This is a genomic window from Pantoea sp. GD03673, assembly GCF_029844725.1.
Classification (GTDB): Bacteria; Pseudomonadota; Gammaproteobacteria; order Enterobacterales; family Enterobacteriaceae; genus Pantoea.
Map to the genome: position 1 here is coordinate 408,916 of NZ_JAOCKJ010000003.1, position 25,281 is coordinate 434,196.

At 55.5% G+C, this 25,281-nt stretch carries 29 protein-coding genes and 1 pseudogene; 19 read left to right on the plus strand and 11 right to left on the minus strand.

Annotated elements, in window-relative coordinates:
- Nucleotides 1-8: 8 nt before the first annotated feature.
- The 3 genes from N5J69_RS07795 to N5J69_RS07805 form a co-directional block, all read right to left on the minus strand.
- Nucleotides 9-386: a RidA family protein gene (locus N5J69_RS07795; protein WP_279769319.1), complete on the minus strand. Its 378-nt coding sequence runs from the start codon at nt 384-386 to the stop codon at nt 9-11.
- A gap of 50 nt (nt 387-436) precedes the next feature.
- Nucleotides 437-757 (minus strand): hypothetical protein, encoded by a 321-nt coding sequence (locus N5J69_RS07800; RefSeq protein ID WP_279769320.1) that lies wholly within the window; start codon nt 755-757, stop codon nt 437-439.
- 114 nt (nt 758-871) lie between these two features.
- Entirely contained in the window at nt 872-1,567 is a 696-nt protein-coding gene (locus N5J69_RS07805; protein ID WP_279769322.1) for a B3/4 domain-containing protein, read from the minus strand.
- A gap of 43 nt (nt 1,568-1,610) precedes the next feature.
- Between N5J69_RS07805 and N5J69_RS07810 the strand changes: the two genes are divergently transcribed.
- Nucleotides 1,611-2,213: a helix-turn-helix transcriptional regulator gene (locus N5J69_RS07810; protein ID WP_279769323.1), complete on the plus strand. Its 603-nt coding sequence runs from the start codon at nt 1,611-1,613 to the stop codon at nt 2,211-2,213.
- A 5-nt stretch (nt 2,214-2,218) separates the two neighbouring features.
- Here the strand turns inward: N5J69_RS07810 and N5J69_RS07815 are convergent, their stop codons facing one another.
- On the minus strand, nt 2,219-2,725 hold the full coding sequence (locus tag N5J69_RS07815) for a MarR family transcriptional regulator (RefSeq protein WP_279769324.1): 507 nt from the start codon (nt 2,723-2,725) through the stop codon (nt 2,219-2,221).
- 137 nt (nt 2,726-2,862) lie between these two features.
- Between N5J69_RS07815 and N5J69_RS07820 the strand changes: the two genes are divergently transcribed.
- The 4 genes from N5J69_RS07820 to N5J69_RS07835 all read left to right on the plus strand — a co-directional run bounded on the left by N5J69_RS07820 (nt 2,863) and on the right by N5J69_RS07835 (nt 6,081).
- Nucleotides 2,863-4,020, plus strand: coding sequence for an MFS transporter (locus N5J69_RS07820; RefSeq protein ID WP_279769326.1), 1,158 nt, complete (start codon nt 2,863-2,865; stop codon nt 4,018-4,020).
- Between the two features lie 68 nt (nt 4,021-4,088).
- Entirely contained in the window at nt 4,089-4,781 is a 693-nt protein-coding gene (locus N5J69_RS07825; RefSeq protein WP_279769443.1) for an aspartate/glutamate racemase family protein, read from the plus strand.
- A gap of 25 nt (nt 4,782-4,806) precedes the next feature.
- Nucleotides 4,807-5,136 (plus strand): DHCW motif cupin fold protein, encoded by a 330-nt coding sequence (locus N5J69_RS07830; protein WP_279769327.1) that lies wholly within the window; start codon nt 4,807-4,809, stop codon nt 5,134-5,136.
- 204 nt (nt 5,137-5,340) lie between these two features.
- Nucleotides 5,341-6,081: a YoaK family protein gene (locus N5J69_RS07835; protein ID WP_279769329.1), complete on the plus strand. Its 741-nt coding sequence runs from the start codon at nt 5,341-5,343 to the stop codon at nt 6,079-6,081.
- 39 nt (nt 6,082-6,120) lie between these two features.
- On the opposite strand, the gene N5J69_RS07840 is transcribed toward N5J69_RS07835, so the two are convergent.
- The gene (locus N5J69_RS07840) at nt 6,121-6,846 is read right to left on the minus strand and encodes an SDR family oxidoreductase (protein WP_279769331.1); all 726 of its coding nucleotides are present in this window, start codon (nt 6,844-6,846) and stop codon (nt 6,121-6,123) included.
- A gap of 99 nt (nt 6,847-6,945) precedes the next feature.
- Here N5J69_RS07840 and N5J69_RS07845 point away from each other — a divergent pair, with 99 nt between their 5' ends.
- Nucleotides 6,946-7,830 carry a LysR family transcriptional regulator gene (locus N5J69_RS07845; protein ID WP_279769333.1) on the plus strand — a complete coding sequence of 295 codons (885 nt, stop codon included), beginning with the start codon at nt 6,946-6,948 and terminating at the stop codon, nt 7,828-7,830.
- Between the two features lie 125 nt (nt 7,831-7,955).
- Here the strand turns inward: N5J69_RS07845 and N5J69_RS07850 are convergent, their stop codons facing one another.
- Nucleotides 7,956-8,972 carry a LacI family DNA-binding transcriptional regulator gene (locus tag N5J69_RS07850; protein WP_279769335.1) on the minus strand — a complete coding sequence of 339 codons (1,017 nt, stop codon included), beginning with the start codon at nt 8,970-8,972 and terminating at the stop codon, nt 7,956-7,958.
- Nucleotides 8,973-9,368: 396 nt separating this feature from the next.
- Here N5J69_RS07850 and N5J69_RS07855 point away from each other — a divergent pair, with 396 nt between their 5' ends.
- Nucleotides 9,369-9,563, plus strand: a complete 195-nt coding sequence (locus tag N5J69_RS07855) for a hypothetical protein (RefSeq protein WP_279769336.1) — start codon at nt 9,369-9,371, stop codon at nt 9,561-9,563.
- A gap of 424 nt (nt 9,564-9,987) precedes the next feature.
- Here the strand turns inward: N5J69_RS07855 and N5J69_RS07860 are convergent, their stop codons facing one another.
- From N5J69_RS07860 to N5J69_RS07875, 4 genes are all read right to left on the minus strand, one after another.
- Entirely contained in the window at nt 9,988-10,242 is a 255-nt protein-coding gene (locus tag N5J69_RS07860; RefSeq protein WP_279769337.1) for a biofilm/acid-resistance regulator YmgB/AriR, read from the minus strand.
- Between the two features lie 163 nt (nt 10,243-10,405).
- Nucleotides 10,406-10,699 (minus strand): hypothetical protein, encoded by a 294-nt coding sequence (locus tag N5J69_RS07865; RefSeq protein WP_279769338.1) that lies wholly within the window; start codon nt 10,697-10,699, stop codon nt 10,406-10,408.
- A gap of 176 nt (nt 10,700-10,875) precedes the next feature.
- Nucleotides 10,876-11,121, minus strand: coding sequence for a regulatory protein YcgZ (gene ycgZ, locus N5J69_RS07870; RefSeq protein ID WP_279769340.1), 246 nt, complete (start codon nt 11,119-11,121; stop codon nt 10,876-10,878).
- 248 nt (nt 11,122-11,369) lie between these two features.
- Entirely contained in the window at nt 11,370-11,663 is a 294-nt protein-coding gene (locus N5J69_RS07875; protein WP_279769341.1) for a hypothetical protein, read from the minus strand.
- A gap of 448 nt (nt 11,664-12,111) precedes the next feature.
- Between N5J69_RS07875 and N5J69_RS07880 the strand changes: the two genes are divergently transcribed.
- The 12 genes and pseudogenes from N5J69_RS07880 to N5J69_RS07935 all read left to right on the plus strand — a co-directional run bounded on the left by N5J69_RS07880 (nt 12,112) and on the right by N5J69_RS07935 (nt 24,197).
- Nucleotides 12,112-13,026: a metal ABC transporter substrate-binding protein gene (locus N5J69_RS07880; RefSeq protein ID WP_279769342.1), complete on the plus strand. Its 915-nt coding sequence runs from the start codon at nt 12,112-12,114 to the stop codon at nt 13,024-13,026.
- Complete coding sequence (locus N5J69_RS07885) at nt 13,023-13,838, plus strand: manganese/iron ABC transporter ATP-binding protein (protein WP_279769344.1); 816 nt, start codon at nt 13,023-13,025, stop codon at nt 13,836-13,838. Before N5J69_RS07880 ends, N5J69_RS07885 begins: the two co-directional genes overlap by 4 nt.
- 2 nt (nt 13,839-13,840) lie before the next feature.
- The gene (gene sitC / locus N5J69_RS07890) at nt 13,841-14,701 is read left to right on the plus strand and encodes an iron/manganese ABC transporter permease subunit SitC (protein ID WP_279769345.1); all 861 of its coding nucleotides are present in this window, start codon (nt 13,841-13,843) and stop codon (nt 14,699-14,701) included.
- Nucleotides 14,701-15,552, plus strand: a complete 852-nt coding sequence (locus N5J69_RS07895; protein WP_279769347.1) for a metal ABC transporter permease — start codon at nt 14,701-14,703, stop codon at nt 15,550-15,552. The genes sitC and N5J69_RS07895 overlap by 1 nt, the downstream gene beginning before the upstream one ends.
- Before the next feature lie 58 nt (nt 15,553-15,610).
- Nucleotides 15,611-15,766 (plus strand): annotated as a pseudogene (locus N5J69_RS07900) (chemotaxis protein); the annotation flags it as partial.
- 589 nt (nt 15,767-16,355) lie between these two features.
- The gene (locus N5J69_RS07905) at nt 16,356-17,294 is read left to right on the plus strand and encodes an omptin family outer membrane protease (RefSeq protein WP_279769349.1); all 939 of its coding nucleotides are present in this window, start codon (nt 16,356-16,358) and stop codon (nt 17,292-17,294) included.
- A 265-nt stretch (nt 17,295-17,559) separates the two neighbouring features.
- Nucleotides 17,560-18,123: a hypothetical protein gene (locus tag N5J69_RS07910; protein ID WP_279769351.1), complete on the plus strand. Its 564-nt coding sequence runs from the start codon at nt 17,560-17,562 to the stop codon at nt 18,121-18,123.
- Nucleotides 18,124-18,732: 609 nt separating this feature from the next.
- Nucleotides 18,733-19,197 carry a (2Fe-2S)-binding protein gene (locus N5J69_RS07915; protein ID WP_347882073.1) on the plus strand — a complete coding sequence of 155 codons (465 nt, stop codon included), beginning with the start codon at nt 18,733-18,735 and terminating at the stop codon, nt 19,195-19,197.
- Complete coding sequence (locus tag N5J69_RS07920) at nt 19,194-20,186, plus strand: xanthine dehydrogenase family protein subunit M (RefSeq protein ID WP_279769353.1); 993 nt, start codon at nt 19,194-19,196, stop codon at nt 20,184-20,186. The genes N5J69_RS07915 and N5J69_RS07920 overlap by 4 nt, the downstream gene beginning before the upstream one ends.
- On the plus strand, nt 20,183-22,555 hold the full coding sequence (locus N5J69_RS07925; RefSeq protein ID WP_279769354.1) for a xanthine dehydrogenase family protein molybdopterin-binding subunit: 2,373 nt from the start codon (nt 20,183-20,185) through the stop codon (nt 22,553-22,555). Before N5J69_RS07920 ends, N5J69_RS07925 begins: the two co-directional genes overlap by 4 nt.
- A gap of 95 nt (nt 22,556-22,650) precedes the next feature.
- Nucleotides 22,651-23,217 carry a nucleotidyltransferase family protein gene (locus tag N5J69_RS07930; RefSeq protein ID WP_279769355.1) on the plus strand — a complete coding sequence of 189 codons (567 nt, stop codon included), beginning with the start codon at nt 22,651-22,653 and terminating at the stop codon, nt 23,215-23,217.
- Nucleotides 23,214-24,197: an XdhC family protein gene (locus tag N5J69_RS07935; RefSeq protein WP_279769357.1), complete on the plus strand. Its 984-nt coding sequence runs from the start codon at nt 23,214-23,216 to the stop codon at nt 24,195-24,197. Before N5J69_RS07930 ends, N5J69_RS07935 begins: the two co-directional genes overlap by 4 nt.
- On the opposite strand, the gene N5J69_RS07940 is transcribed toward N5J69_RS07935, so the two are convergent.
- Nucleotides 24,186-25,280, minus strand: a complete 1,095-nt coding sequence (locus tag N5J69_RS07940) for an ABC transporter substrate-binding protein (RefSeq protein WP_279769444.1) — start codon at nt 25,278-25,280, stop codon at nt 24,186-24,188. The genes N5J69_RS07935 and N5J69_RS07940 overlap by 12 nt on opposite strands.
- Nucleotide 25,281: the final 1 nt, after the last annotated feature.

Here is a 25,281-nt window from a genome sequence, read left to right on the forward strand (position 1 = left end):
ATTGCCACTCAGAGGGCAAAAATGGCCTCAATCTCGATGCGCAGGTCAGCGGAGAACAGTCCGCTTACCTGAACCAGCGAGCTGGCGGGCAGGTGCTCGCCATAATTGCGATAGAGCACTTCCCGCAGTGCGGTGATTTCTGCGAAAGAGGTAATGAATATCGTGACCTTCAACAGCGCGGCAAGCGAACTGTTTTCAGCGGCGGCAAGGGCTTTGAGTTGTTTAAAAATGGCTTCTGCCTGTTCAGCCATATTCCCCTGCTGAGCCGCCGTGCCGAAGGCGGTCAGGCCGGAGACATACAGCGTCTCACCCTGTTTCACTGCGTGCACATAAGGCGCGTTGACTTCACCCAGTTCCGGGTAATTTTTGCGTTCTGGCAAGGTCATATTGTCTCCTTCATCATTTGAATCATCAGATATTATTCCCCCGCCACACCTTAAGGCTTCAGCAGTTGCTGGCAGATGACATTGTCCTGTGCGGCGCGCTGTTTCTCATCGGGCGTCAGTTGCTGCCAGCGGCGTATCATGCTGCGACCCAGCGCCGGTTTATACGCAATTTTCTGCAGCGCATAGTCAGAATTGCCGCCTTCAATGACATTTCGCATCTGTTGGTCGAGTGGCTGCTCACCGTGATGGTCAATCGCGCAGAACACCGCGACGTAATACGCTTTGTCTTCCTCACTGTCGTGCGGGATAAACCACCACGCGGCGAGGGCGAGGATCAGCAGCAGGGGGAGGAGGATTTTTATTTTAGCCATTCTTTTCACCGGTTGTCAGCAGGTCAGTCAGCCGGGTATGGCAGACACAGGGCGCGTATCCTGCCACAGATTCCGTCCACCGTTAACCTTGTTTAGCCGGTGTTGAGGCTTTGTTCAGAGGGCAGGCGCTTCGATCAGCGTCTTACCGATCTGCGCACCTGGCATCATCTGCTGCAATCCCGAGATCAGCTCGTCGCTGGCCTGTTGCAGCGCGGAGAGCGGCATAGCGGGCAGGCTTTCCAGAATAAACCACATTTGACGCGCACTGGCATCCAGTCGGGTGCGCACGCCCTGACGCCAGTTCCAGCGGCGGCAGGTTACGCCCTGGTCGTCGCGCCAGATCACTTCGCCCGATTCCGGCGATTCATAAACGACTTCGCCCTCTTTGACGGTATCGAAACGTTCACTGCCGTCAGCAATCACCAGACGCGGTGCGCCCGCATAAGCCGCAATATTCTCGCCGCCCACCGGCAGGGCGTAACGAATGCTGATGGCGTTGTAGAGATCGACAACCGGATCGATTGCAGGCAGTGTGCCATCCCGCAGCACGCGCCTGCGTAATGCGTCAGCAGAACAGGGTGTGCGCTTCGCTTTGGCACCAAAGGCTTTAAACACCTCAGCCCAGGCGGCGAGATGCGCGTCTGCCCAAGCCGCATCATTATTTACCACCTGCTGACAGGCGCTTTTCAGCGCTTCGCTGGCGATCTCTGGACGGGTAAGGGGTGTGGCTTCCACCACAATGCTCATGGCACGAAAGCCGGGAGCAAGCGCAAAAACAGCGGGGTCGATTGACGGATGAACGGATAACATCAGATACTCTCTCAATGACTAATTTATATCATAGTAATGACCGATGACCAGAAAAGTCAATATAATGACCGACGCAGGTGCCGATCTCGCCAGCGTCAATCAGGCGGTTTCAGACCGCATAAAAAGCTGGCGAAAAAGCCAGAAACTCTCACTGGATGAGTTATCCCGCCGGGCAGGCGTCAGTAAAGGGATGCTGGTCGAAATTGAAAAGGGTGCCGCCAATCCCAGCATTGCCATCCTCTGTAAGGTGGCGGCCGCGCTGGGCGTCTCGGTAGCGGATATCGTTAACGTTTCACAAGCACCCGACGCGTGGCTGATTGAGAACAGCGACATGCCGATGCTGTGGCAGGGTGAGCAGGGCGGGAGTGCGCAGCTGCTGGCCGGGACACGCGGGCCCGATATGATCGAGCTCTGGCGCTGGCAGATGTTTGCGGGCGAGGTGTTCAGTTCCGCCGGGCACCCGTCTGGTACACTCGAACTGCTGCACGTTGAAGAGGGAACGCTGGCATTAACCGTGGGTGAACAGACTCTTGTCGTCCGGCAGGGCTGCGCGGCCGTGGCGCGTACGGATATGCCGCATGCCTACGCCAGTGCGAATGCACAGCCGGTTATCTTCACCATGACGGTGGCCGAGCTACAGCGCTGACGGCGCTATTCTGCGGCTGTCGCTTCACCGGGAAACGCCAGCAGCAGCATTTTCAGCAGCCTCGCCAGTTCGTCGCGCTCTGACGCGGCCAGCGGAGCCAGTACCGCCTCCTGCGTTGCCGTATGCACACGAAGCGCGTGCTCAATCTGCTGCCTGCCGTGGGGCGTCAGCCCGACCAGCATGCTGCGCTTATCCTCCGGGGAGGCGATTCGTTCAATCAGATGCTGCTGCTCCAGCCGGTTCAGGCGATTTGTCATTGCGCCGGACGTCACCAGCAGCGCCTGATAAAGCCGGGTGGGTGACAGGCGATAGGGTGATCCTGCCCGCCGTAATGTCGCCAGCACATCAAATTCTCCCTCCTGAAAACCAAAAGGTGCCAGTGCTTCACTGCGCGCTTTCGCCAGATGTTTCATCAGCCGCAGCACGCGGCCGAAGATTTGCATGGAAGCAGCGTCCAGGTCGGGCATCGCGCTGTCCCACTGGCTGACAACGAAATCAATATGATCGTGCATAAATCACCTGCAAATGTCGGGGTTATGTTGTCGGGTTGTGCTCAGCCTCTTAACAGCGACCATTATTTGTCTTAACGTTAAGATAAATAGTGACAGCCCGGTGCTGTCATCGTCAATTCTCTGTTAAGGCGCTGATGATGAAAAAAGAGGTATTGTTTCCCATTCTGTTTGCCGCCATCGCTTTTCTTGTCGGGCTCAACCTGCGCCCGATGCTGGCTATTATCGGTCCGCTGTTTCCGGTGTTGCAACAGCAGGCCGGGTTATCGGCGATGGTGTTCAGCCTGCTGACCACACTGCCGGTGGCGATGATGGGCCTGGCGGCACTCTCTGGTCCGTGGCTGATCGCCCGTTTCGGGGCGGTAACAGGGATCTCGGCCGGTTTGATTTGTCTGACCCTCGCCTGCCTGTGGCGCGGCGTTAGCCTGACCGCCGCTCAGCTGATGCTTACCGCGCTGGCGGGTGGCGCAGGCATTGGCGTGATTCAGGCAATGATGCCCGCGCTGATCCGCCAACGCTTTGCTCACGCAGCGGCGACGCTGATGGCGCTGTTCAGCACGGGAATTATGGCAGGCGCGGCGCTGACCGCAGCCAGTGCCGAACCGCTGTTTTCCTGGCTGGGGCTGCAACCCGCGCTGGCGCTCTCCGGCGGGTTAGCGCTGATGACGCTATTAATCTGGCTCTTTTCAGTCAGGCGAACGCCGCAGATGAGCGTGGCGTCTGAGACGGCGATGCTGCCTGCGCCGCGATCCCTGCTGCTGACGCTCTTTTTCGGCATTGGCACGGGGGCTTACACGCTGGTGCTGGCCTGGCTGCCGCCATTCTACATTCAGCTGGGCTGGAGTGCGCGGCACAGCGGCTACCTGCTCGCGGCGCTGACCTTAACCGAAGTGGTGGCAGGCTTCATCGTCTCAGCAACATTACATCGCTTTCCCGATCGCCGCCCGCTGCTGTCCGGCGTGCTGGCCCTGTTGCTGACAGGGCTGCTAAGCCTGGTGTTCTACCCGAATGCGATGCCGTTGATTTCTGTCGTGTTGCTGGGCACAGGCATCGGCGCACTCTTCCCCCTGTCGCTGATTGTTACGCTGGATTCTGCACGCAGTGCCCCGGAAGCGAGCATTCTCCTTTCACGCGTGCAGGGTGGCGGATACCTGATTGCGGCGCTGATGCCGCTGGTGGCAGGCTGGGTGCGCGACAGCGGCGCGTCACTGACCCAGGCCTGGCTGATGATGAGCGCTGGCGTGGTTGCGCTGATGATGATGGCCCGATGCTTCAGACCCGATAAGCGTGGAGCCTGAACAAAGCCGTTGCCGAACACTGGCGATCTGGCATGCTGGAATCACCCCCCCTTAACCCGGAGTGCAGTGTGAAAGTCATTGGTCTGTTAGGCGGTATGTCGTGGGAGTCAACCGCGCTCTATTACCGCATTCTGAATCAGCAGGTTAAACAGCAGCTGGGCGGCCTGCACTCGGCGGAGCTGGTACTCTGGAGCGTCGACTTTCAGCGCATTGAGCAGTTACAGGCGGCTGGTGAGTGGCAGCAGGCGGGCGAGATTCTGGCTGAAGCGGCACGCAATCTGGAACGGGCAGGTGCGCAGTTCATCGTGCTCTGTACCAACACCATGCATAAAGTCGCCGCGCAAATCAGCGCGGCGACTGACATCCCGCTGCTGCATATTGCCGATGCCACCGGACGCCGTATTCAGCAGGCCGGTATACGCCGGGTCGGGTTACTGGCAACACGGTTCACGATGGAACAGGATTTTTATCGCGGCCGACTTCAGCAGCAGTTTGGTCTTGAGGTGATTACGCCCGAAGAAGCCGATCGTCTGTTTGTGCATGAGGTGATCTACCACGAGCTTTGCCTGGGCGAAATTAATCCCGCATCTCGTGGTCGTTACAGGGAAATTATGCAGGCGCTGGTGGCGCAGGGGGCTGAGGCGATCATTCTGGGCTGCACGGAAATCACTTTGCTGGTTGATGCCACCGATGCCAGCGTGCCGCTGTTTGATACCACACTGATCCACGCGGAAGAGGCGGTTATCCAGGCTCTTTCTTAACGTTCGTCCTCAATAAGGAAATCGCATGAAAATTGACAATCTGCCGTTTGGCCTGACGCACTGGGACCAGATCGACGAGACGATTCATCCTGGCGATCAGGGCCAGGCGACCTGGCGAACGGTAAAATTTAACGACATCCGGGTACGTATGGTCGAGTACTCGCCGGGATACATCGCCGATCACTGGTGTACAAAAGGCCATATTTTGCTGTGTATGGCGGGTGAGTTGCACACTGAACTGGCAGATGGCCGCCGTTTCGTACTGACACCAGGCGTGAGCTACCAGGTGGCGGATGATGCTGAACCGCACCGGTCTTTTACAACCACAGGGGCGCAGCTCTTTATCGTTGACTGAGTTTGCTGCCTGCCTCTGCCGGGCATGGCAGATCATCGCGTCGTTGACACTTTTAAAAGTAAACTGAATCTGCTTTATAAAAATCAGCAAAATTAATGGCTTATTTCATCGGAGTTATCTGGTTCTGACAGGAATAATTTTCATCAGGTTGTATGCTTGAAGCCTTATAAGAACGTTTTGCATTCACCTGATGTGGGGAAGCCTGTGCTGATAAAAAAGAAGAAAGTTCGTTCTCATACCGAAGACCGTCTGCTGGCGCTGGTGCTGGCCACCACTGCCGGCATCCTCAATGCTATGGCGCTGGGCGCGTTTGGCTTTTTCCCGTCGCATATGACCGGTAACACGTCGCAGATATCCCAGGAAGTTACCACCAGCGACCTTCACACGATGCTGTTTTTAATGGCACTGATTATTGCCTTTGTCGTGGGCTGTACCGTTGCGCGGCTGGCGGTGGTGGTGGGGCACAAACATAAGTTACGCACCATTTTCTGTCTGATTATTCTGGCTGAGGGTGCGGCGCTGACGGCGGCGTCGATCTTTGAAATTGTGTTTTACCGGCCAAGCTTTAACGGGGAAGTGCTGGTGATGCTGGGCTTTTTAATGGGGATTCACAATGCGACGTCGACGCAGCTCTCCAATGGCCGCGTCCGATCAACACACATTACCGGCACGCTGACCGATGCGGGCATTGCGCTGGGGTCGTGGATCTTCGCGCATACGTCTCACGCTGTGCATCTTGAAACCGACGATCGCCGATTCTTCCAGAAGGTTTTACACACCCATCTGACCACGGTGTTCTCCTTCCTGAGCGGCTGTATTGCCGGTTTACTGTTGTTTAAAACCTACGGGTTCAACGCGATGGTTGGCCTGGGCGTGTTTCTGATGCTGGTCGCACTAACGGCGATTGCGGTTACCGTACAGCGAACCCGGAGAAGCCTTTACTGACAGGCCGGCCCGATGCACATCGCGCATTGGGCCGGTTGTTTATTGCTGAGCGCGGGTTGGCCGCACAACAATCTCGTTAACATCCACCTCTTCAGGCTGCTCAATGGCATAGCGCACGGCGCGGCCAATGGCGTCCGGTTGCAGCGCGATAGCGCGATAATGCTGCATCGCCTCGGCAGCTGTCGGGTCAGTGATGGTTGATGCCAGCTCGCTCTCGACCACACCGGGATGAATACACGTTACCCGCAGCTGACGGTTCTCCTGCCGTAATCCATCAGAAATCGCCCGCACCGCAAACTTCGTGGCGCAATACACTGCCGCCGTCGGCGACACGGCCAGCGCACCAATTGACGCGATGTTGATGATGTGACCGCGCTGCTGGCCCAGCATGGCTGGCAGCACCGCCGCGATGCCATAGAGCACCCCTTTGATGTTGACATCAATCATCTGATCCCACTCGTCTACGTTGAGCGAGGCCATCGGTGACAGCGGCATTATCCCGGCATTGTTGATGATCACATCAACCCGGCCCCATTTCTCCCGCGCAAAATCCACAAACTGTGCAACGTTTTCGCGGCGCGTGACATCAAGTGCTTTGATCGCCACCTCAGATCCGTTAAACCGCAGCTCTTCGGCCAGCGCCGCCAGCCGGTTTTCCCGCCGTGCGCCCAGTAACAAAATGGCATCGGTTTTTGCCAGCTCACGGGCGATGCCTGCACCGATACCGCTTGAAGCGCCGGTAATTAAAATCACTTTCTGCGTCATTGTGTTTCTCCAGTCAGGTTGTCACTGGCGATCATACGGCGGCTGGATTATAAAGATAATCCACCTGACGCTTCACAGACTGGTAACCAAATCTGACCAATGAATGCTGATATTAATGCTCTCGACGTTTTTGTGGTTGTGGCGCAGACGCGAAATTTCCGGCTGGCGGCGGAACAGCTTGGCGTTTCGCGTCCGGCGATCAGCCAGAGTCTGCGGCGGCTGGAAGACCGGCTGAATATCACGCTGATGCAGCGCACCACGCGTTCGGTGCAGCTGACAGAAGCCGGACAGCGGCTCTATGCGGAGGTGGCTCCGGCGATCAACCAGCTTAACCGCGCCGTTACCGAAATTGCCGAACTGGCGGCTGAGCCGCGTGGTCAGCTGCGGCTGGCGATCTCCTCGATTGCTGAGCGGATGCTGGGCGGCGAACTGCTGGCAAGCTTTATTACTGCGTACCCGCAGGTTGAACTGGATATCACCGTGACCGATGAGGAGTTTGATATTGTCGGGCAGGGCTATGACGCAGGCGTGCGGCTGGGCGAGGTGATTGCTCAGGATATGATTGCGGTGCCGGTATCAACCGCACAGCGTCAGGTGGCGGTGGCGTCACCCGCTTATCTGGCGCGTGCGGGCACACCGCAACATCCCGATGAGCTGGTGAATCATCGCTGCATCGGCTGGCGAAAAGGGCCAGGCCTGGCACCCTATCGCTGGGAGTTTGCCGGGCAGGGGCGTGAGTTTGATGTCGCCGTTAATCCGCAGCTCACCACCAACGACATGGGGGTGATGATCCGCACCGCCTGCGCCGGGGGCGGCATCAGCTTTGGCATGGAAGAGACATTCCAGCCTTACCTCGCCCGTGGCGAACTGGTTACGGTACTCGATGCGTGGTTACCCAGCTTTGCCGGGTTTTATCTCTATTTTCCCAGTCGTAAAAATCTGGCCCCCAAGCTAAGGGCGTTGATCGATCACGTCAGACTCTGATAAGGCATGACAGGCTGTTTTTCCGTGCGGACAGGGCTGACCGGCTCCAGCCAGTCAACCGAGCCATACAGTGATGCCACCGATGCGCCTTCTCCGCTGATTCGCCGGTGAGTCCGCAGGCAACGTCAGGCTGTCATGTTGTATCGGGTAATAATATTGATTTTGGAGTAGGGCGCGGGCGATGCCGATGCGGGCAGAAACCCATGAAATTCCAGCAGCGTTCTGAAGGCGTGCAAGGCGTCGAGTTGTAAATTATGCTCGATGAGTGCATCAATCTTACCGGCCTGCAGCAGCGCACAGTTCTCCCGGTCGGAATCGTGACCTATAAAGGCGTTCACGTGCCGCTTTTGTTCGGCAAAAGCGCGCAGTATGCCGGGATTCCCCCCGCCGACCGTATACACCGCGTCCGTATCGGGATGGCTCTGCAAAAACTGCGTCACCGACTGATGCATCCGCGCATCAATGCCATAACCGCCTGCTACGACGCTCACCTGATGCTGGGGCGCAAACTGCTGCATCGCACGCTGAAAACCCTGGATTCGCTCCTGTTCACCGATGAAATCGCGACTGCCGGTTACCGCCATAATATGTGAACGGCTGACCCGCAGCCATTTTGACATCAGAAAAGCCGCCACCTTTCCGGCATCAAAATTATCCATGCCGATATAGCGCAGGCGAGCGCTGCCGGGTAGATCGCTCATCATGGTCACCACCGGAACGCGTTGTTTCAGCAGCGATTCAATGGTGGGGTTCAGTTCATCAGAGCAGGCCGCTTTCAGGATGACGCCGTGGCTGTGAAAGGCCTTTTTGTTCAGCAGTGCATTAATGGCGTCTGCTGTGAGATTTGCGCCAAAGTGGAAACGCAACTGAAGCCTGAAAGCAGCAAAGCTGGCGATCTGGCTGCTGAGCGCCTCACGTACCAGTGGCTGAAAGCGGTCAGGCGTCTGCTTGATCACGTCGAAATAGATCGTCCTTCCTTTCGCCAGCGCGGTCTTTTGCAGCAGTTCCAGGTCCGCTATAGCCTGCTGAACCCGGTGCTGGGTGCGGGCATGAACGTTGCCGCGCTGGTGAAGTGCTCGATCGATGGTAGCCAGGCTCAGGCCCGACTGGGCCGCGATCTGTTTGAGGGTGAATTTAGCCATAGGCGACTCGCGACAGCAGAGGATAATGACAGTTTTATCATACCACTGGCTGATAACAGCGGCTCAACTGAAACACGCGGGTCACAGGCAGGCTGACGCAAAGGGGGCACAAAGCACCAGGGTTGTCCGGTTTTATAAACCAGACAGCAGGGTGACGGAAATAAAATTGAAAAGCTCAGGTCTGTAATTGCAGACAAAGATTCGGGCAATTTTTTCACCCTTTTTGCTATTTAATGGCAACGCATAACGCCGGCTGTAATTAAACAGGTTTTACCTCTGCTTTGTATAAATTATAACCTTTCTGCCGCTTCGCTTATATTTGCGTTATGGTGGCTTTTTTGTTTTTCTACTCCTGATAATGTTAGACTGTATATGCATACACCATCGGGAGGTCGTGTGAAGTACGACAACGATAATGAGATCCGTGCGCTGGTTGGTGCGGTCGTCAGTGATTTGATCAAGGCGGGAGAGCCGGTTCATTTTCATGACATTACGGACGCGCTGTTTCGCCTGAGCGAAGAGACGCGTGACAGCAAACTTAAAGCATTGTGCCTGGAAGCAATTGGCTTTTTTACCCGCAAGATGCATTAACGCCGATGGCGCCCATGGCGTGCGCCCTCCGGAACCTTACCCTGTCACCCTGACTTCGCAGAGTCGCTATACCAGAGAATAAAACGCATTTAACAGGCTGATTAAAGTGGACTGAACGCGCCTCATGAAAGCGCGTTTAAATTACCCCTTTATAAATTCTGGCAGAACAGCTTTATATGGGGCTGAGCCTGACACGTCAATCTCAATAAATAATTTCACCGGCCTTACGTATTATTCAGAAGGCGGGGCGATGAAAAACTTACTTCAAAGTGGCTTATAAGAAATTTCTATATTATCAGCAGGATGCCGCAGAGTTTTATTTTGCTTCGGATTCTGTTGCACTGGCGTGTATTAAGTGAGCTGTCTGGAAAAGAAAAATTCAGGGGATTACCCTGCGTTGTCACCGACAACGCAGGGTCGTTAATCAGATATCAGCGTCGTCAGGGGTACGGCCAACCACAATTTCCAGCGTTCTGCGCAACACATCCAGTCTGATCACGTCGGAAGTGCATTCCAGTTCGGCGATCAGATACAGAATTATCGCTTTATTGGTCACACGTCCCTGATCGGCCACGATGTCACGAATCACCGCGCCCAGCAGTTCGGTCTCCGGTGCCAGCAAATCGCCTTCACTACGAAAGTAGTCAATGATGGATAAATCTGATGAAGAGTGTTGCATGATTTTTCTTTCTCTGAGGAAAATTCGTTATACGCAATGGGTGAAGTCAAAAACGAGTGTAGACGCTGTTTTCGTTTTGCCCAGCCTGCCAAAAAAAATTTCGCTTAAAGGCTGCCGTTTCGCTTAACGTTAGCCGTGTGTAACAGGCACGTAATACCCTTTATCAGTGCTTTTTAGACCCATCAGGTGGGCCGTCGCTGCTCATACGATGCGTAGCCTTATCACGTTCAGCACCCTCGCCCTGCACACGTTTACGCGCGGCCACCATGCCATTTCGAACTTCAGTGATGGCTTTACGAATCACTGACACTTTCATGTCGTCATCGGCGTCAGCGGCCATAAGTTCAAGCTGTGCGATTAGAGCGTTACTGGATACCGGTTTGTCTGACTTGAGCAACGTCAGAACGGCTTCGCCGATCATGACATCTGTCAGTTTCTCATCTTCACTTCTGTACATACTGGCTTCTCTGATTGCGAATCAATGGCCATGCTGCGGGTCCGTATAGGTCAGCGGGTGCAACTTAGTGCACCAGATACGGCAAAGCAGTGCTGGGCTTCATTCCTGTGGGTAAATCATCCTGAATGTTGTTGAAAGCTGGCGTCGTGAAAAAACTCTGAAGCTGTGAGCGGGCATTACTCTTCGCGACGAAAAAGCATCGCGATTAATTCATGCAGATGGCTCTCTTCTTCAGGCGTTGCAGCCACTTCAAGGCGGCGCAACAGTTTACTGCAGATCGTTTTACGACTAAGGGTGTGACCTGCGCGCAGAATTTCAACCACAACCGAACCCAGCGTTTCCTGTTGCGTCGGTGAGCTGGCCTGATTGAAATAACGGGCAATGTCGCTAATTGTTTCCGGGGCTTGTCCGTTCTGACGCATAGGGGTGTCCTCAGGTGGTATAAATATGTAGCACTTCAGATGCGCAAGTTATACATCTTTTAAAAAACTTGTACAGGATTTTGGATTTTTGGAATTATTTTTTTTGTGCAAAAAGTGCTATGGTTTTTAAAACAAGATGTTACGAGGAGGGTGTTGCGAGGTGAAAATTGTACCATAATCTTGTACAGGAGCAATCCCTCTCATGCTCCGACCTGAGGGTTCAGGTCGGCAGAGGGCAGGCGATAATGTTAATGCCTGAAGAAAATATCATCAGCAGATGCGCTTGCAGCCGGTTCGTTACCCGTGTTTCTGGATAACCAGTTTGCCGGGCTGGTACTGCGTGAACCAATCGTTTTAAAACCCGTCAGCCATTGACGTGCATTTTGCATCTGCTCAAGGCGGTACTCATTCACTTCTGAATCAGCCATAACCTTAAGCTCTTTAATCAGCAATTCAACGTTCACATCCTGACCGGCATTAAACAGGTTCATTGCAGCTTCGCCAATGATGACATTCGCTTTTTCGTCGCTGGAAAAATACAAAATATCCTCCTGAGTGATTGCGGTAAGTAATATTAACTGTAGCAAAAAAATTCATCAGCCTTAATTAATTTGGCCTATCAATAAGATTATTTTAATAGTGCATTTAATGCCTTTGTAACAGGCGTGTCATCTGAAAATCCAGTCTCCTTCGATCAGCGCCTGTCAGTAGCTTTAGTGCTTCTGTCCCTCCACACATTCTCTGAGCGTTAATGACGCTGCCGGATAGCCCGCTTATCGCGACGCCTTCTGCCTGCGGAATGCCGGGCATCATGAAAAACATTACTAATCATATCAGAGGTTAAGCCGGAATATTTACAAAAACTGACGCCCGGGGTGAATCGCTGAAGAAACTTCACACCTCTGCGCTGTTCCAAAGGTATAGCCTGTGCTATAAAAAATAGCCTATGCTAATAATGTTCTGTTTTTAATCACCTCTGGAGTTCGCCCAATGGTCCCGATGAAAAAACTCACCACGCTGTTACTGAGTGCGCTGCTGACAACCCTGATGGCGAGCAGCAGTCATGCAGCAGAAAAATTTAAGATAGTGACGACGTTTACGGTGATAGCCGACATGGCTAAGAACGTGGCGGGTGATGCCGCAGAGGTCACATCCATTACCAAACCCGGTGCTGAAATACACGAATATCAGCCCACACCCGGCGATATCAAACGGGCGCAGGGTGCGCAGTTGATTATGGCGAACGGACTGAATCTTGAACGCTGGTTCCAGCGCTTTTATCAGCATCTGAAAGGGGTGCCGGAAGTGGTGGTTTCTGACGGGGTAAAGCCGATGGGCATTGGAGAGGGCCCTTACAACGGTAAACCGAATCCGCACGCCTGGATGTCACCGGATAACGCGCTGATCTACGTTGATAACATCCGTGACGCGCTGGTGAAATATGACCCGGTCAACGCCGAGACCTACCGGCAGAACGCTGCCGCCTACAAACAAAAAATTACCGCCGCACTGGACCCATTACGCCAGCAGATTGCCGCCATCCCCGAAGGCAAACGCTGGATGGTAACCAGCGAAGGTGCGTTTTCGTATCTGGCACGTGACCTGGGCATGAAAGAGCTCTACCTCTGGCCAATCAACGCTGACCAGCAGGGCACGCCCCAGCAGGTGAGAAAAGTGATCGACCAGGTGAAGAAAAATGCGATCCCGGCCGTATTCAGTGAAAGCACGGTGTCGGACAAGCCAGCCCGTCAGGTCGCACGTGAGACCGGTGCGCACTACGGTGGCGTGCTTTACGTCGACTCCCTGAGCAATGCTCAGGGACCGGTGCCGACCTATCTTGATTTGCTCAAAGTCACCACGGAGACGCTGGTGCAGGGCATCCAGACAGGAGTGAAAGCGCAATGACAGATACCATCGTGGTTTCCGGCGTCACCGTCACCTATCGCAACGGCCACACCGCGCTTCATGACGCCAGCTTTAGCGTGCCGGGAGGGTCGATTGCCGCGCTGGTCGGCGTGAATGGCTCAGGCAAGTCCACCCTGTTCAAAGCGCTGATGGGATTTGTCCGGCTCGCCAGCGGCAGCATTTCGGTGCTGGGTATGCCGACCCGCCAGGCGCTGCGACAGAGTCTGGTGGCCTATGTGCCGCAATCAGAAGAGGTGGACTGGTCGTTTCCGGTGCTGGTGGAAGATGTGGTGATGATGGGCCGCTACGGCCATATGGGCCTGCTGCGGCGGCCGAAACCGCACGACCAGCAGATTGTCAGTGATGCGCTGGCGCGGGTGGATATGCTGGATTTTCGCCATCGTCAAATCGGTGAGCTCTCTGGCGGACAAAAGAAAAGGGTATTTCTGGCACGCGCCATTGCCCAGCAGGGCAGCGTTATTCTGCTGGACGAGCCGTTTACCGGCGTGGATGTTCAGACCGAGGCCAGAATCATCAGCCTGCTGGGCGAGCTGCGCGATGAAGGTAAGACCATGCTGGTCTCAACCCATAATCTGGGTTCGGTGACGGAATTCTGCGATTACACCGTGATGGTAAAAGGTACTGTTCTGGCCAGTGGCCCGACCCGGACCACGTTTACCGCCGCCAATCTTGAGCGGGCTTTCAGCGGCGTGTTGCGACATGTGATGGTGAAGGGGCTGGACGATCAGATCATCACCGATGATGAACGTCCTTTTATTGCGCCGCATGCTGCACGGGAAGAGGGGAGCTGATCATGGGGCTGCTACTGGAGCCATTTGGTTATGACTACATGCTCAACGCAATGTGGGTTTCCGCGATGGTGGGCGGACTCTGCGCGTTTCTCTCCTGCTATCTGATGCTCAAAGGCTGGTCGCTGATTGGTGATGCGCTTTCACACTCTATCGTTCCGGGTGTAGCAGGCGCTTACATGCTGGGTCTGCCGTTTGCGCTGGGGGCATTTCTGTCAGGTGGGCTGGCAGCGGGCAGTATGCTGCTGCTCAATCAGCGCACCCGCTTAAAAGAAGATGCGATTATTGGCCTGATCTTTTCCTCTTTCTTTGGTCTGGGCCTGTTTATGGTGTCGCTTAATCCGACTGCAGTGAACATTCAGACCATTGTACTGGGTAATATTCTGGCGATTGCGCCAGCCGATATTCTCCAGCTGGCCCTGATTGGCGGGCTGTCGATCATCATTCTGCTGTTTAAGTGGAAAGATCTGATGGTGACCTTCTTTGATGAGAATCATGCGCGCGCTGTCGGTCTGCGGCCTGAACGGCTGAAAGTCCTCTTCTTTACCCTGCTGGCGGTTTCAACCGTGGCAGCACTGCAAACCGTTGGCGCGTTCCTGGTGATTTGTCTGGTGGTGACGCCCGGCGCAACCGCCTGGCTGCTCACCGATCGCTTTCCGCGTCTGTTGATCATTGCTGTTGCCATTGGCAGCATCACCAGTTTTCTCGGGGCCTGGGCGAGCTACTACCTGGATGGCGCAACGGGCGGCATCATCGTGGTAGCGCAGACGTTGCTATTCCTGCTGGCGTTTGTTTTTGCGCCGAAACATGGCCTGCTGGTTAACCGGCGTCGTGGCCGTCAGCAACCCGAAAAGGAGCCTGGCTGATGTGGATCCTTGAACCTTTCCAGTTCGCGTTTATGAACAGCGCTTTGTTAATCGCGCTGGTGGTGGCGATCCCCTGTGCGCTGCTGTCGGTGTTTCTGGTACTGAAAGGCTGGGCGCTGATGGGCGATGCCATGAGCCATGCGGTTTTCCCCGGTATCGTGCTCGCCTGGATGGCGGGACTGCCGCTGGCCGTAGGCGCGTTTGTCGCGGGTCTGTTCTGTGCTGTCGCCAGTGGATTTTTGCAGGACAACAGTCGCATTAAGCAGGACACCGTACTGGGCATTGTCTTCTCAGGCATGTTTGCTGCCGGGCTAATCCTTTACATCGCTGTGAAACCTGAAGTCCACCTTGATCACATTCTGTTTGGGGACATGCTCGGCATTACCGGCGCGGACATCCTTCAGACATCACTTATCGCCGCGGTGATCGTCATGGTCATTGCGGTGAAGTGGCGTGATTTTATGCTGTTCAGTTTTGATCCGCAGCAGGCGCAGGTCTCGGGCTTGCCCGCACGCCTGCTGCATTACGGGCTGCTCTGCATGGTTTCACTGACCATTGTGGCAACGCTGAAAGCCGTGGGGATCATCCTGTCGATCTCTCTGCTGATTGCACCGGGCGCGATAGCCGTTTTGCTTACCCGCCGTTTTTCACATGCGCTGCTGGTGGCTGTTGCGGTGTCGGTGCTGGTGTCGCTGAGCGGGGTGTATCTGTCGTTCTTTATCGACAGCGCGCCTGCGCCAACGATCGTGGTGCTGTTTGCGCTGGTATTTGTCGTGGCGATGGTAATCGCGGGGCGAAAAACCCGGCAGCGGGAACGCTTGAAACATCGGTATAACGAAAAGGGCGTCTGAAGGGATAAACAACCTTAATTCCATCACACGGCGCGGTGAATGTGAGATTTCAAAGCGGATAGCTTCTCGTCAGAGCAGATGCAGGACATATCTCAGGTTAGTGTCGCCGTGACGCAGAATAAAGCAGCGCTGGTTGAAGCGTTCTCTTCAGCCACTCAGTCGCTCTCAGAAGGCGCACGCGCTGCGGGGTAGGGTGGCAGCGTTTCAGGTGTGATCTCCTCTGGCGGTGGCGTTCGTCTGCTGAAGGCCCCGCCAGTCTCAGCGCCTCCGGGGGCGGCTTTTCCGGCAGGTGATAATGGCTGACAGGCGCCTGCCTGTTATTCAGCGCGCAGACAACATTCGTTTTCCAGTTTCTGATTCAAGGTAAAAGAACAAGAATGGATAGAGGGGAGAATAAAGCATCCCCTGTTACCACCTAATCCCGCGAAAGTCAGCTATCCCTCCCTATTGTCGCGATCGCCTCGCTTTTTTATCCGCAGGACTGACTTCTGCCAGTCACAACGCCCCCTCGCCTGAATGACATTTCTGGCCGGGCAGAAGAGAGACTGGCGACTCAAAAACGGCGAAATAACAAAAAAATTAATGTTTTTCAAAAAGCAGCCGATGAAGGAATTTGCCTTAACGGCAGCAAAGCTGCGAGCGAAAAGGTGGAAGAAACCCGCGGTTTCACATGAGCCGTCGCGCAGCTTTTCGCCGGGGGGCCGGGGCTTGTACCCCGCAGGTGAGTATAGAAGCTCAGCAGCCGTGCTTCGATAAGAACGGCGCTGCTGTACAAGGATTACCTCTATGGATATGGAATTGAAATGAAAAAAAGCACCGTTGCAGTGATGATGATGGCAACTCTGTCAGGCGGAGCCTGTGCAGAAGCAGGTCGCTATTCACCGAATTTTTCTCCGGAAAGCTTTAACGTGTCGACGTCAGCCGGGATGCTGAGTGGCAAATCGCATGAGATGGTTTACGACACCGAAACCGGCCGGAAAGTCAGTCAGCTGGACTGGAAAATAAAGAATGTTGCTATTCTCAAAGGCGAGTTATCCTGGGATGCCTACTCCTTTCTGACGCTGAATGCGCGAGGCTGGACTTCACTGGCTTCGGGTTCGGGTCATATGGATGACTATGACTGGCTGGATGACAACCAGTCTGACTGGACAGATCATTCATCTCATCCCCGCACAGATGTTAATTACGCCAATGAATACGATCTCAACGTAAAAGGCTGGGTATTGCAGGGCGATAACTATAAGGCCGGGCTGACTGCGGGTTATCAGGAAACCCGTTTCAGCTGGACAGCTTTCGGCGGTTCATACAATTACGACAACGGCGCTTCTACCGGTGATTTCCCAAGAGGCGAGCGTGGTATTGGCTACAGTCAGCGTTTCTCCATGCCATATGTTGGCCTTGCGGGCCAGTATCGTATTAATGATTTTGAATTTAATGCCTTATTTAAATTCAGTGACTGGGTACGGGCACATGATAACGATGAGCACTACATGCGCGATCTCACCTTCCGTGAGAAAACGACGAATTCGCGGTACTACGGTACTTCGGTAGATGCCGGATATTATGTCACGCCAAATGCTAAAGTTTTTGCTGAATTTACCTACAGCAAATATGAAGAAGGCAAAGGCAGCACTCAGATTATTGACAGATTCTCCGGTGAATCAGCATCCATTGGTGGCGATGCGGCTGGTATATCTAATAAAAACTATACCATTACAGCCGGTCTGCAATACCGTTTCTGATTGGGATCTGCACGTCTGATGATCATTTAAACTAAAAGCCCCTATGGGGCTTTTTAATGGTTTATTTATAAAGATTGTTATGTGATGCTTTCTATAAATACATGATTAAATCAATGCATTACCGATTGTCGGCAATTACTGCAGTTCAGTAAACTCGCGGATTTTTTTATTAATTTTGATTCTTAGCAAGTCGATAAACATCTGCAAATGTCATTCCCGCTTGCTGATAGCGTCCAGCATAACGCATCTTAGGAAGAGAAAATAAATGCCTGTCATCCCAAACATCATGAGAATTTCTGCGTTTTTCCTCGTTATTTTCCTCACTGGCTGTTCCACGCTTTTGCCCCTTAATTACACAGATTACGAAGGTAAAGATGCAGCGACTGTTGTGGCCATCAATCCTCAGGGATTTGTGGGGACATTTTATCTTTCAGTCTATGAGAAGAAAGGCACCTGCTATGACAGGATTGATCGTTATCAGCTGGCGTCAAATCTTATCCCCTCAGCAGGGCGCGTTATGACAGCAAAGGTAAAGCCGGGCAGGCTCATGGCTTTTCAGCAGCTCAACACGATAGAGAGCGATTACGACCAGTACGGAAAAAAAACGCGATTCTCGCAAAGCTATTTGCTCTCACAGTGGGTTCCGTTTATCCCGCAACCGGGTAAGCGCTATTTTCTTGATGCCAAATATGGTGCGCGGGAGATTTCGGCTGATTATGCCATTACAGTTCATTCCGACCCTGCAAGAATTGCCTCGACGTTTAAAACGCCTCCCCGGAATAACTGGGATGCCAGAAATCGTTGTCAGCATCTTATTGGCGGCAGCTGATTACAATTCAGCACGCCTGAAATGCGGTACAGAAAACGGCCGTTTTACTGCCCTAAGTGGCGCTATCAGCTGAACCGCCTTCTCACACCGTCTGGTTCAGTCCGGCCACTGACGGATGATGCCGCAGACGTTCATGAGTCTGAATGGCGTCGCGTTGTCTGCAATAACACCTGCTGATTGCGGCGCTGAGCTAAGTCCGGTCAGAGAATAACAGCAGGCTTTGATCTGGGACTCCCCGGCGAGTGTTAAAGACCGTCAGGGCTGAACGCCTGTGAAAAATTAATGAGTCGGTCGCTTCAGCCCTGTAAACGACACAGGGTTGCGTTATTTATGAAATAATACCATAAAACAGTAGTTTGCATTCGCTGTATTGTGAATTATAAAGCGATTTATTTTCCTCTCCGCCTCAGATAACGCTGACTTTTTCCCGACATCTCTGCCAGACCGCCAAAAAGCTGCTAAACCTTAAGACAGCAATACGCGTGTAAAGATTAGGGTTATCACGATTTTCCCCGATTTAACTCCCGTCAGAATTCAACCTATAAAAAATTACATCTTTTAGCCCCCAACAATGGGAAGCAGACAATGTCGGAAAAAATATCGCTAACAATGCAGGTCAATGGTCAGTCGCAGCAGATGCATGTTGATCCACGCGTCACCCTGCTTGACGCGCTGCGCGAGCATCTTAACCTGACCGGGACCAAAAAAGGGTGCGACCAGGGGCAATGCGGTGCCTGTACCGTGCTGATTAATGGTCAGCGGGTGCTGAGCTGCCTGACGCTGGCGGCTCAGGCAGATGGCGCTGACGTCACCAGTATTGAAGGGCTGGCTACCGCCGAAGGTGAGCTGCATCCGGTGCAGCGCTGCTTTATGGAGAATGATGCCTTTCAGTGTGGCTACTGCACACCGGGTCAGATTATGTCTGCTGTTGCCTGCATTAAAGAAGGTCATGCCGGTTCCGACGATGAGATTCGGGAATACATGAGCGGCAATCTTTGCCGTTGCGGCGCTTATCCGCACATCGTCGATGCGATAAAACAGGCCGCTGCTGAGATGGCGAAGGAGTCCGCATGAATGAATTCAGCTGGAAAGTCGCCCGGTCGCCTGAAGAGGCTGCCACACTGAAACAGCAGTCGGGCAGCCAGTTACTGGCGGGCGGCACGACGCAGCTCGATTTGATGAAATGCGGCGTCTTCACGCCGCCGCAGTTAATCGGCATCAGCGGCTTAACGACGCTTCAACATCTGCAGTTTGACGACGAGAAAATAACGGCCGGTGCGCTGGTGACAATGAGTCAGCTGGCTGATCATCCCGCCTGTCAGCAGAACGCACCTGCTATCTATGGCAGCCTGTGGCAGGCCGCCTCGCCGCACATTCGTAACATGGCTACGCTGGGCGGGAATTTACGTCAGCGCACCCGCTGTGCCTATTACCGTGACCCGGCTACGTTCTCTGCCTGCAACAAACGTAATCCCGGTTCCGGCTGCGCTGCACTGGATGGCGTCAACAGCAGTCATGCGATTCTGGGTGCCAGCGATAGCTGCATTGCGGTCTATCCCGGCGATCTGGCCGTGGCGCTGGTGGCGTTTGACGCCATCGTTGTTCTGCAGAATCAGCAGGGCGAAATTCGTCGCCTGCCAATTGACGACTTCTTTCTGCTGCCGGGCGATACCCCTGACCGTGAGCATGACCTGCGCGATGACGAAATCATTGTGGCCATTGACGTGCCGCAAACGGATTCACTCCGACACTCGCACTACCTTAAAGTCCGGGACCGCAGCTCTTATGAGTTTGCGGCAGCCAGCGCGGCCGCAGGCTTCACGCTTGAAAACGGCCTGATGCGTGATGTCCATATCGCCCTGGGCGGCGTTGCGACCAAACCCTGGCGCGTCAGATCGGTGGAGCAGGCACTGGAAGGGCAGCCGTTTAATGAAGAGACGGTGTTCCAGGCCGCCGAACGGATTACGCAGGAAACGCAGGCGCTGACCCACAACGTTTACAAAGTAAAACTGGCACCGCGTGTAATTGCCCGCGCGCTGATGTCAGCAGGAGAAACCGCATGAGTGATGTAAACGAGGATGTCCTGAAGACAACGGCGGCAACGTCAGCGACAGGCAGCCCGGATCTGGAGATGCCGCGAGCCAGTGCCAGTGATACGGCCACGGCTGAACCTGAAACCACGAAGACGATTGAGGGGCTGGGTGCCGCCCGCTCGCGGGGTGATGGCAAAGTCAAAGTCACCGGTGAAGCACGTTATGCGGTTGAACATCAGCCGGAAAATCCCCTCTATGGCGTGGTGATTCAGTCTACCATTGCCAGCGGCCGTATCAGCCACATGTCAACGGAAAAAGCGCAGCAGGCCTCCGGGGTGCTGGCGATCTATACCCATCTGAACCCGCTGAAAATCAACAAACCCACTGCGATTGCCGATGGCGGCGCAGCGCAGTCAACCTACACCCCGATTCAGGATGATGTGATTATTCATAACGGGCAGAACATCGGTCTGGTGGTGGCAGAAACCTTTGAGCAGGCAACGTATGCCGCTTCGCTGGTGGAGATCGGGTATGAAACCTCACCCGCGCTGATTTTCGCCACCGACGAGGGCGTCGAGCCGAAGCCGGTTTCAAAGCAGGATATCGACATGGGTGATGCGCAGGCCGCAATGCAGCAGGCCGAGGTGCGTCTGAGTCAGCGCTACACCACACCGCGTGAATACAACATGCCGATGGAGCCGCACGCCTGTGTGGCGTCGTGGCAGGATGGACGGATTACCGTCTGGGAGCCGAGCCAGTGGGTAGCAGGCGCGCAGGTGGAAATTGCCGAGTGGATGGGCATTGAGGTGGAAGATGTGCGCATCATCTCGCCCTATGTCGGCGGCGGATTTGGCTCAAAGCCGGTGCCTTACACCCACGTTGCGCTGGCAAGCGTGGCGTCACGCGCACTGAAGCGCCCGATAAAAGTGTCACTGACCCGTCCGCAGACCTTTACCGGACTCGGCGGACGTCCGGCTACCTCGCAGCAACTGGAGCTGGGGGCATCGCGTGACGGCAAAATTCAGGCGATTATCCAGCGCAGCTTCAGTGAAACCTCACTCATTGATGTCTTTGCCGAGAACTGCAGCAAAGTGACCGCCCGCATGTATGCGGTAGGCAATGTCTCAGCTCAACACCAGGTCAGACCGATCAATACCGTGACCCCAGGCTGGATGCGTGCGCCAGGTGAAAACCCCAGCGCCTTTGGGCTGGAAGTGGCGATGGATGAGATGGCCTATGCCCTGAACATCGATCCGCTGGAGCTGCGTCTGCGCAACTGGGCCGATAAAGACTATCAGCTCGATCTGCCGTGGAGTTCACGACGTCTTAAAGAGGCGTATCAGAAGGGCGCAGAGGCCTTTGGCTGGGACAAGCGCATCATGACGCCGCGTTCAATGCGTGAAGGGCGCGAACTGATAGGCTGGGGCATGGCTTCCGGCACCTATCCGGTTAACAGGTTGCCCGCAGAGGCGAAGATCATCCTGACGCCGCAGGGCAACTTCGTGGTGCAGTGCGCCGGGGCAGATATCGGCACCGGAACCTACACCATTCTGGCGCAGACCGCGGCCGATATTCTGGGGGTTGCGTCCACCACCATTGAGGTGCAGCTGGGTGACACTGAGCTGCCGCGCTCTGGTGTGGCAGGGGGATCGCAGCTGGCGGGTAACGTGACCGCAGCGGTGAACGACACGGCCAAAAGAATGCGTGACCATCTGCTGAAGCTGGCCAGCGAGCTGCCCCGGTCGCCACTGAACGGCACCCCTGCGTCTCAGCTCACGCTGAAAGGCGACGGTGTACAGCATCATCAGCATAGCGATCGGGCGGTCTCATTCCTGCAGCTGGCGACGCTGGCCCCGGCTGAGAGTCTTACCATCACCGGCGGGACGTTCCCGGAAGATATGTCACAAAGCGAGCGTGACAGGATGGTGCGCAACCTTAATGACATGAGCCGTCCTGAAAAATTCTCTGCCCACAGCTGGAGTGCGCAGTTTGTTGAAGTCCGGGTCGATGAAGATTTCGGCACCATCCGGGTTAAACGGATGGTGGCGGCGCTCGACAGCGGTCGGCTTTACAACCCTAAACTGGCGCGCAGCCAGTGGATTGGCGGCATGATCATGGGCGTTGGTCAGGCACTGATGGAAGAGGGGATTGTCGATCCACGCAATGGCCGGGTGATAAACAACAATCTGGCGGACTATCTGGTGCCGGTTAACGGCGACATCCCGAGCATTACCACCATCAACGTGGGCGAGCCCGATTTTGAGGCGACCACGATGGGCGGTAAAGCGGTTGGTGAGCTGGGTATCGTCGGCGTTGCAGCGGCCATCAGTAATGCGGTGTTCCATGCCACCGGCAAGCGCGTACGCGATCTGCCCATTACCCTCGACAAGCTTATCTGAGCCTGTTTATGACCTGCTGACAGCAGGCCTGACAGGGGGTGTGCGGGCGCGGGTCTGATCCTGCGCCCGTTTTTCACGCTGAGCGGAGAACAAAAGTGAAGATAGCGCTGATTGTGCTGGCCGCCGGGCTGAGTCACCGTTTTCGCCAGCAGGCGGGTGAGCATAAGCTGCTCGCTGATCTGGATGGCAAACCGGTGCTGCAACGCACGCTGGAGCAGGCGGCGGCCAGCGCGCTTGACCTGTTCGTGGTGACGCGTCCCGACGCACTGGCCATCCGGCAGCTTTGCGCGCAGGCCAGGTTAGTCCTGTGCGACAGCGGCGGGCTGGGCGAGTCTATCGCGGCCGGGGTTAACGCCAGCCGCGACTATGACGGCTGGCTGATTGCGCTGGGTGATATGCCATTTGTGGCACCTGAAAGTTATCGCGCCGTCAGCGCTGCGCTGGTGGATGCGCCGATTGTCAGGCCCGCCATTGAGGGCAGACCGGGCCATCCGGTCGGGTTTCAGAAGCGCTATTTTCCGGTGCTGAGCACATTACAGGGTGATGCCGGGCCTCAGGCGATCGTGACATCTCAGGCCGTCAGGCTGCCGCTTCACGATCGCGGCTGCCTGTGTGATATCGATTTCCCTGCCGATCTGCAGCTGATAAAGGAATTTTCATGATAACGCTGGATCAACGCGTCATTAATGCGGCACTGAGCAGTTGTCAGGCGGGTCAGCAGGTCTGGCTCTGCACGGTGTTGCGCACCTACGGCTCCTCACCGCGGGCACCCGGCACGCTGATGACGGCGAACGAAACCGGGGCGTACTGTGGCTCGCTGTCGGGCGGCTGCATTGAAGAGGATTTTCTGGCGCAGCTGGCGGCGGGAGCCTGGCGCGCCAGCAGTCAGCGGGTACGCTACGGCGAGGGCGGGATGCGGCCTGACGTCAGCCTGCCGTGCGGCGGCAGTCTGGAGATTGTCATTGAGTTTCTGCCGCCCGACGACGCCACGCTGGCGCTGCTGACGGCGATGCAGCGCGCACTGAGCGGGCAACAGCCGCTGGTAAAAATGATAAAGCCGGGCGAGCGTGCGCAGTGGGAAACCCTCGCCGCCGACAGGCAGTTGCCCGCGCTGGATGCCCGTGAAGAGCAGATGTTACTGCCGGTGGGTGCGATTCCGGAACTGCTGATCGCAGGCTACTCCAGCGTGGCGCATGAGTGCATCCGGTTCGGGCAGATGCTGGGGTTTCACGTGCGGGTCTGTGAGCACCGTCCGGCGATGATGACGGAGCTGGAGCGCCATTTCAGCGACGCGGATAACGTGACGCTGGTGTCACAGCATCCGGCGCGCTGGCTGGAGCTGAACGGGGCACACGCTGCGGTGGCGATTGTGGCACTGACTCACGATCCCCGCATTGACGATTTGACGATGATGGAGGCCATCGCCACCCCCGCGTTCTACATCGGCATCATGGGCTCGGTGAAAAACAGCGAAAAACGACGGGCGCGACTGCAGCAGATTGCCGGAATGGATCAGGCCGAGCTGGACCGCATCCATGCGCCCATCGGCCTGCCCATCGGCAGCAAAACCCCGGCGGAGATCGCGCTGTCGGTTATGGCCGATATCGTCCGGGTGAAAAACCGTGGACGGTCAGCCGCCTGATCCCGGCGTTTTCTCGGGTGCCAGCCGGTAGAGGTAGCTGCCCGAATAAGGGACTGGCAGGAAATCACGGAACAGCTGCCGCAATGTTTCTTCAGGATCAACGTCGCGGAACAGCTGCGGATAGAGCGTAGTGGCAAAGAACTCTGTCGCCACCACGTGCCACGGGCTGAGGTAAAAATTGTGCCAGATGGCCCCGGCATGGCCCGCCCGCAGGGCGGTCAGCTGTTTCAGCGCGTTCTGCTGACCGGTCAGCACCAGCAGGCTCTGCCGGGTCTGGGCCGGTGTCACGGCGGGGCCGAGCTTCAGCGCACCCACTTCATCGGCGCTGCCGGTGCCGGTCGCAAAATAGTATTCCGGCTGGGCAGCAATCACGCTCTCCTCACTCAGCCTGCCGAAGACGCCTTTGATCTGCTGGCTGGCAATATTATTGCCACCGGCAAACTTCAGCAGCTCACCCAGATTGCCGTTCACCGAGGTGACGCAGCATTCACTGCGCCGTCCAAGATGCAGTTGCAGCAGTACGGAGGGTTTCGGGCCGTGATAATTCGCCAGTCGATCCGCAATCCGCTGCATGTGGCTGCGGTAAAACTGAGTAAACTCAGCAGCCCGCTGCGGCTGATTCAGTACCTCACCCAGCAGGGCGATGCTGCGTTCAGTATTTTTCAGCAGCTCCACCCGCAGATCGATCTTCACCACCGGAATGTGCGCCGCGCTGAGCATCTTCTCCAGCACCGCGCCGTTTTCACTGCCGCGTGCCAGCTGGGGCAGGATCACCACATCAGGATGAAGTGCGATCACCTGTTCGGGATTCATGTCATTGACGCCATCCAGTCCCAATACCGGAATGGTGTCCATCTGCGGAAACTGACGGGCAAAAATCTGCCAGGTCTGGGGATCATACTTTTTCAGATCCTGCGGCCAGCCAGCAATATGCTGCAACGGATTGCCGGGCGTCAGCAGCGCGACGCTGTAGAGCATCCGGCTTTCACCGAGCACAATGCGTTGCGGGTGGTCGGGGATCGTGACCTGACGACCGGTGATGTCAGTCAGCGTGCGTGCCTCTGTGGCGGCGCTGGCCAGCATC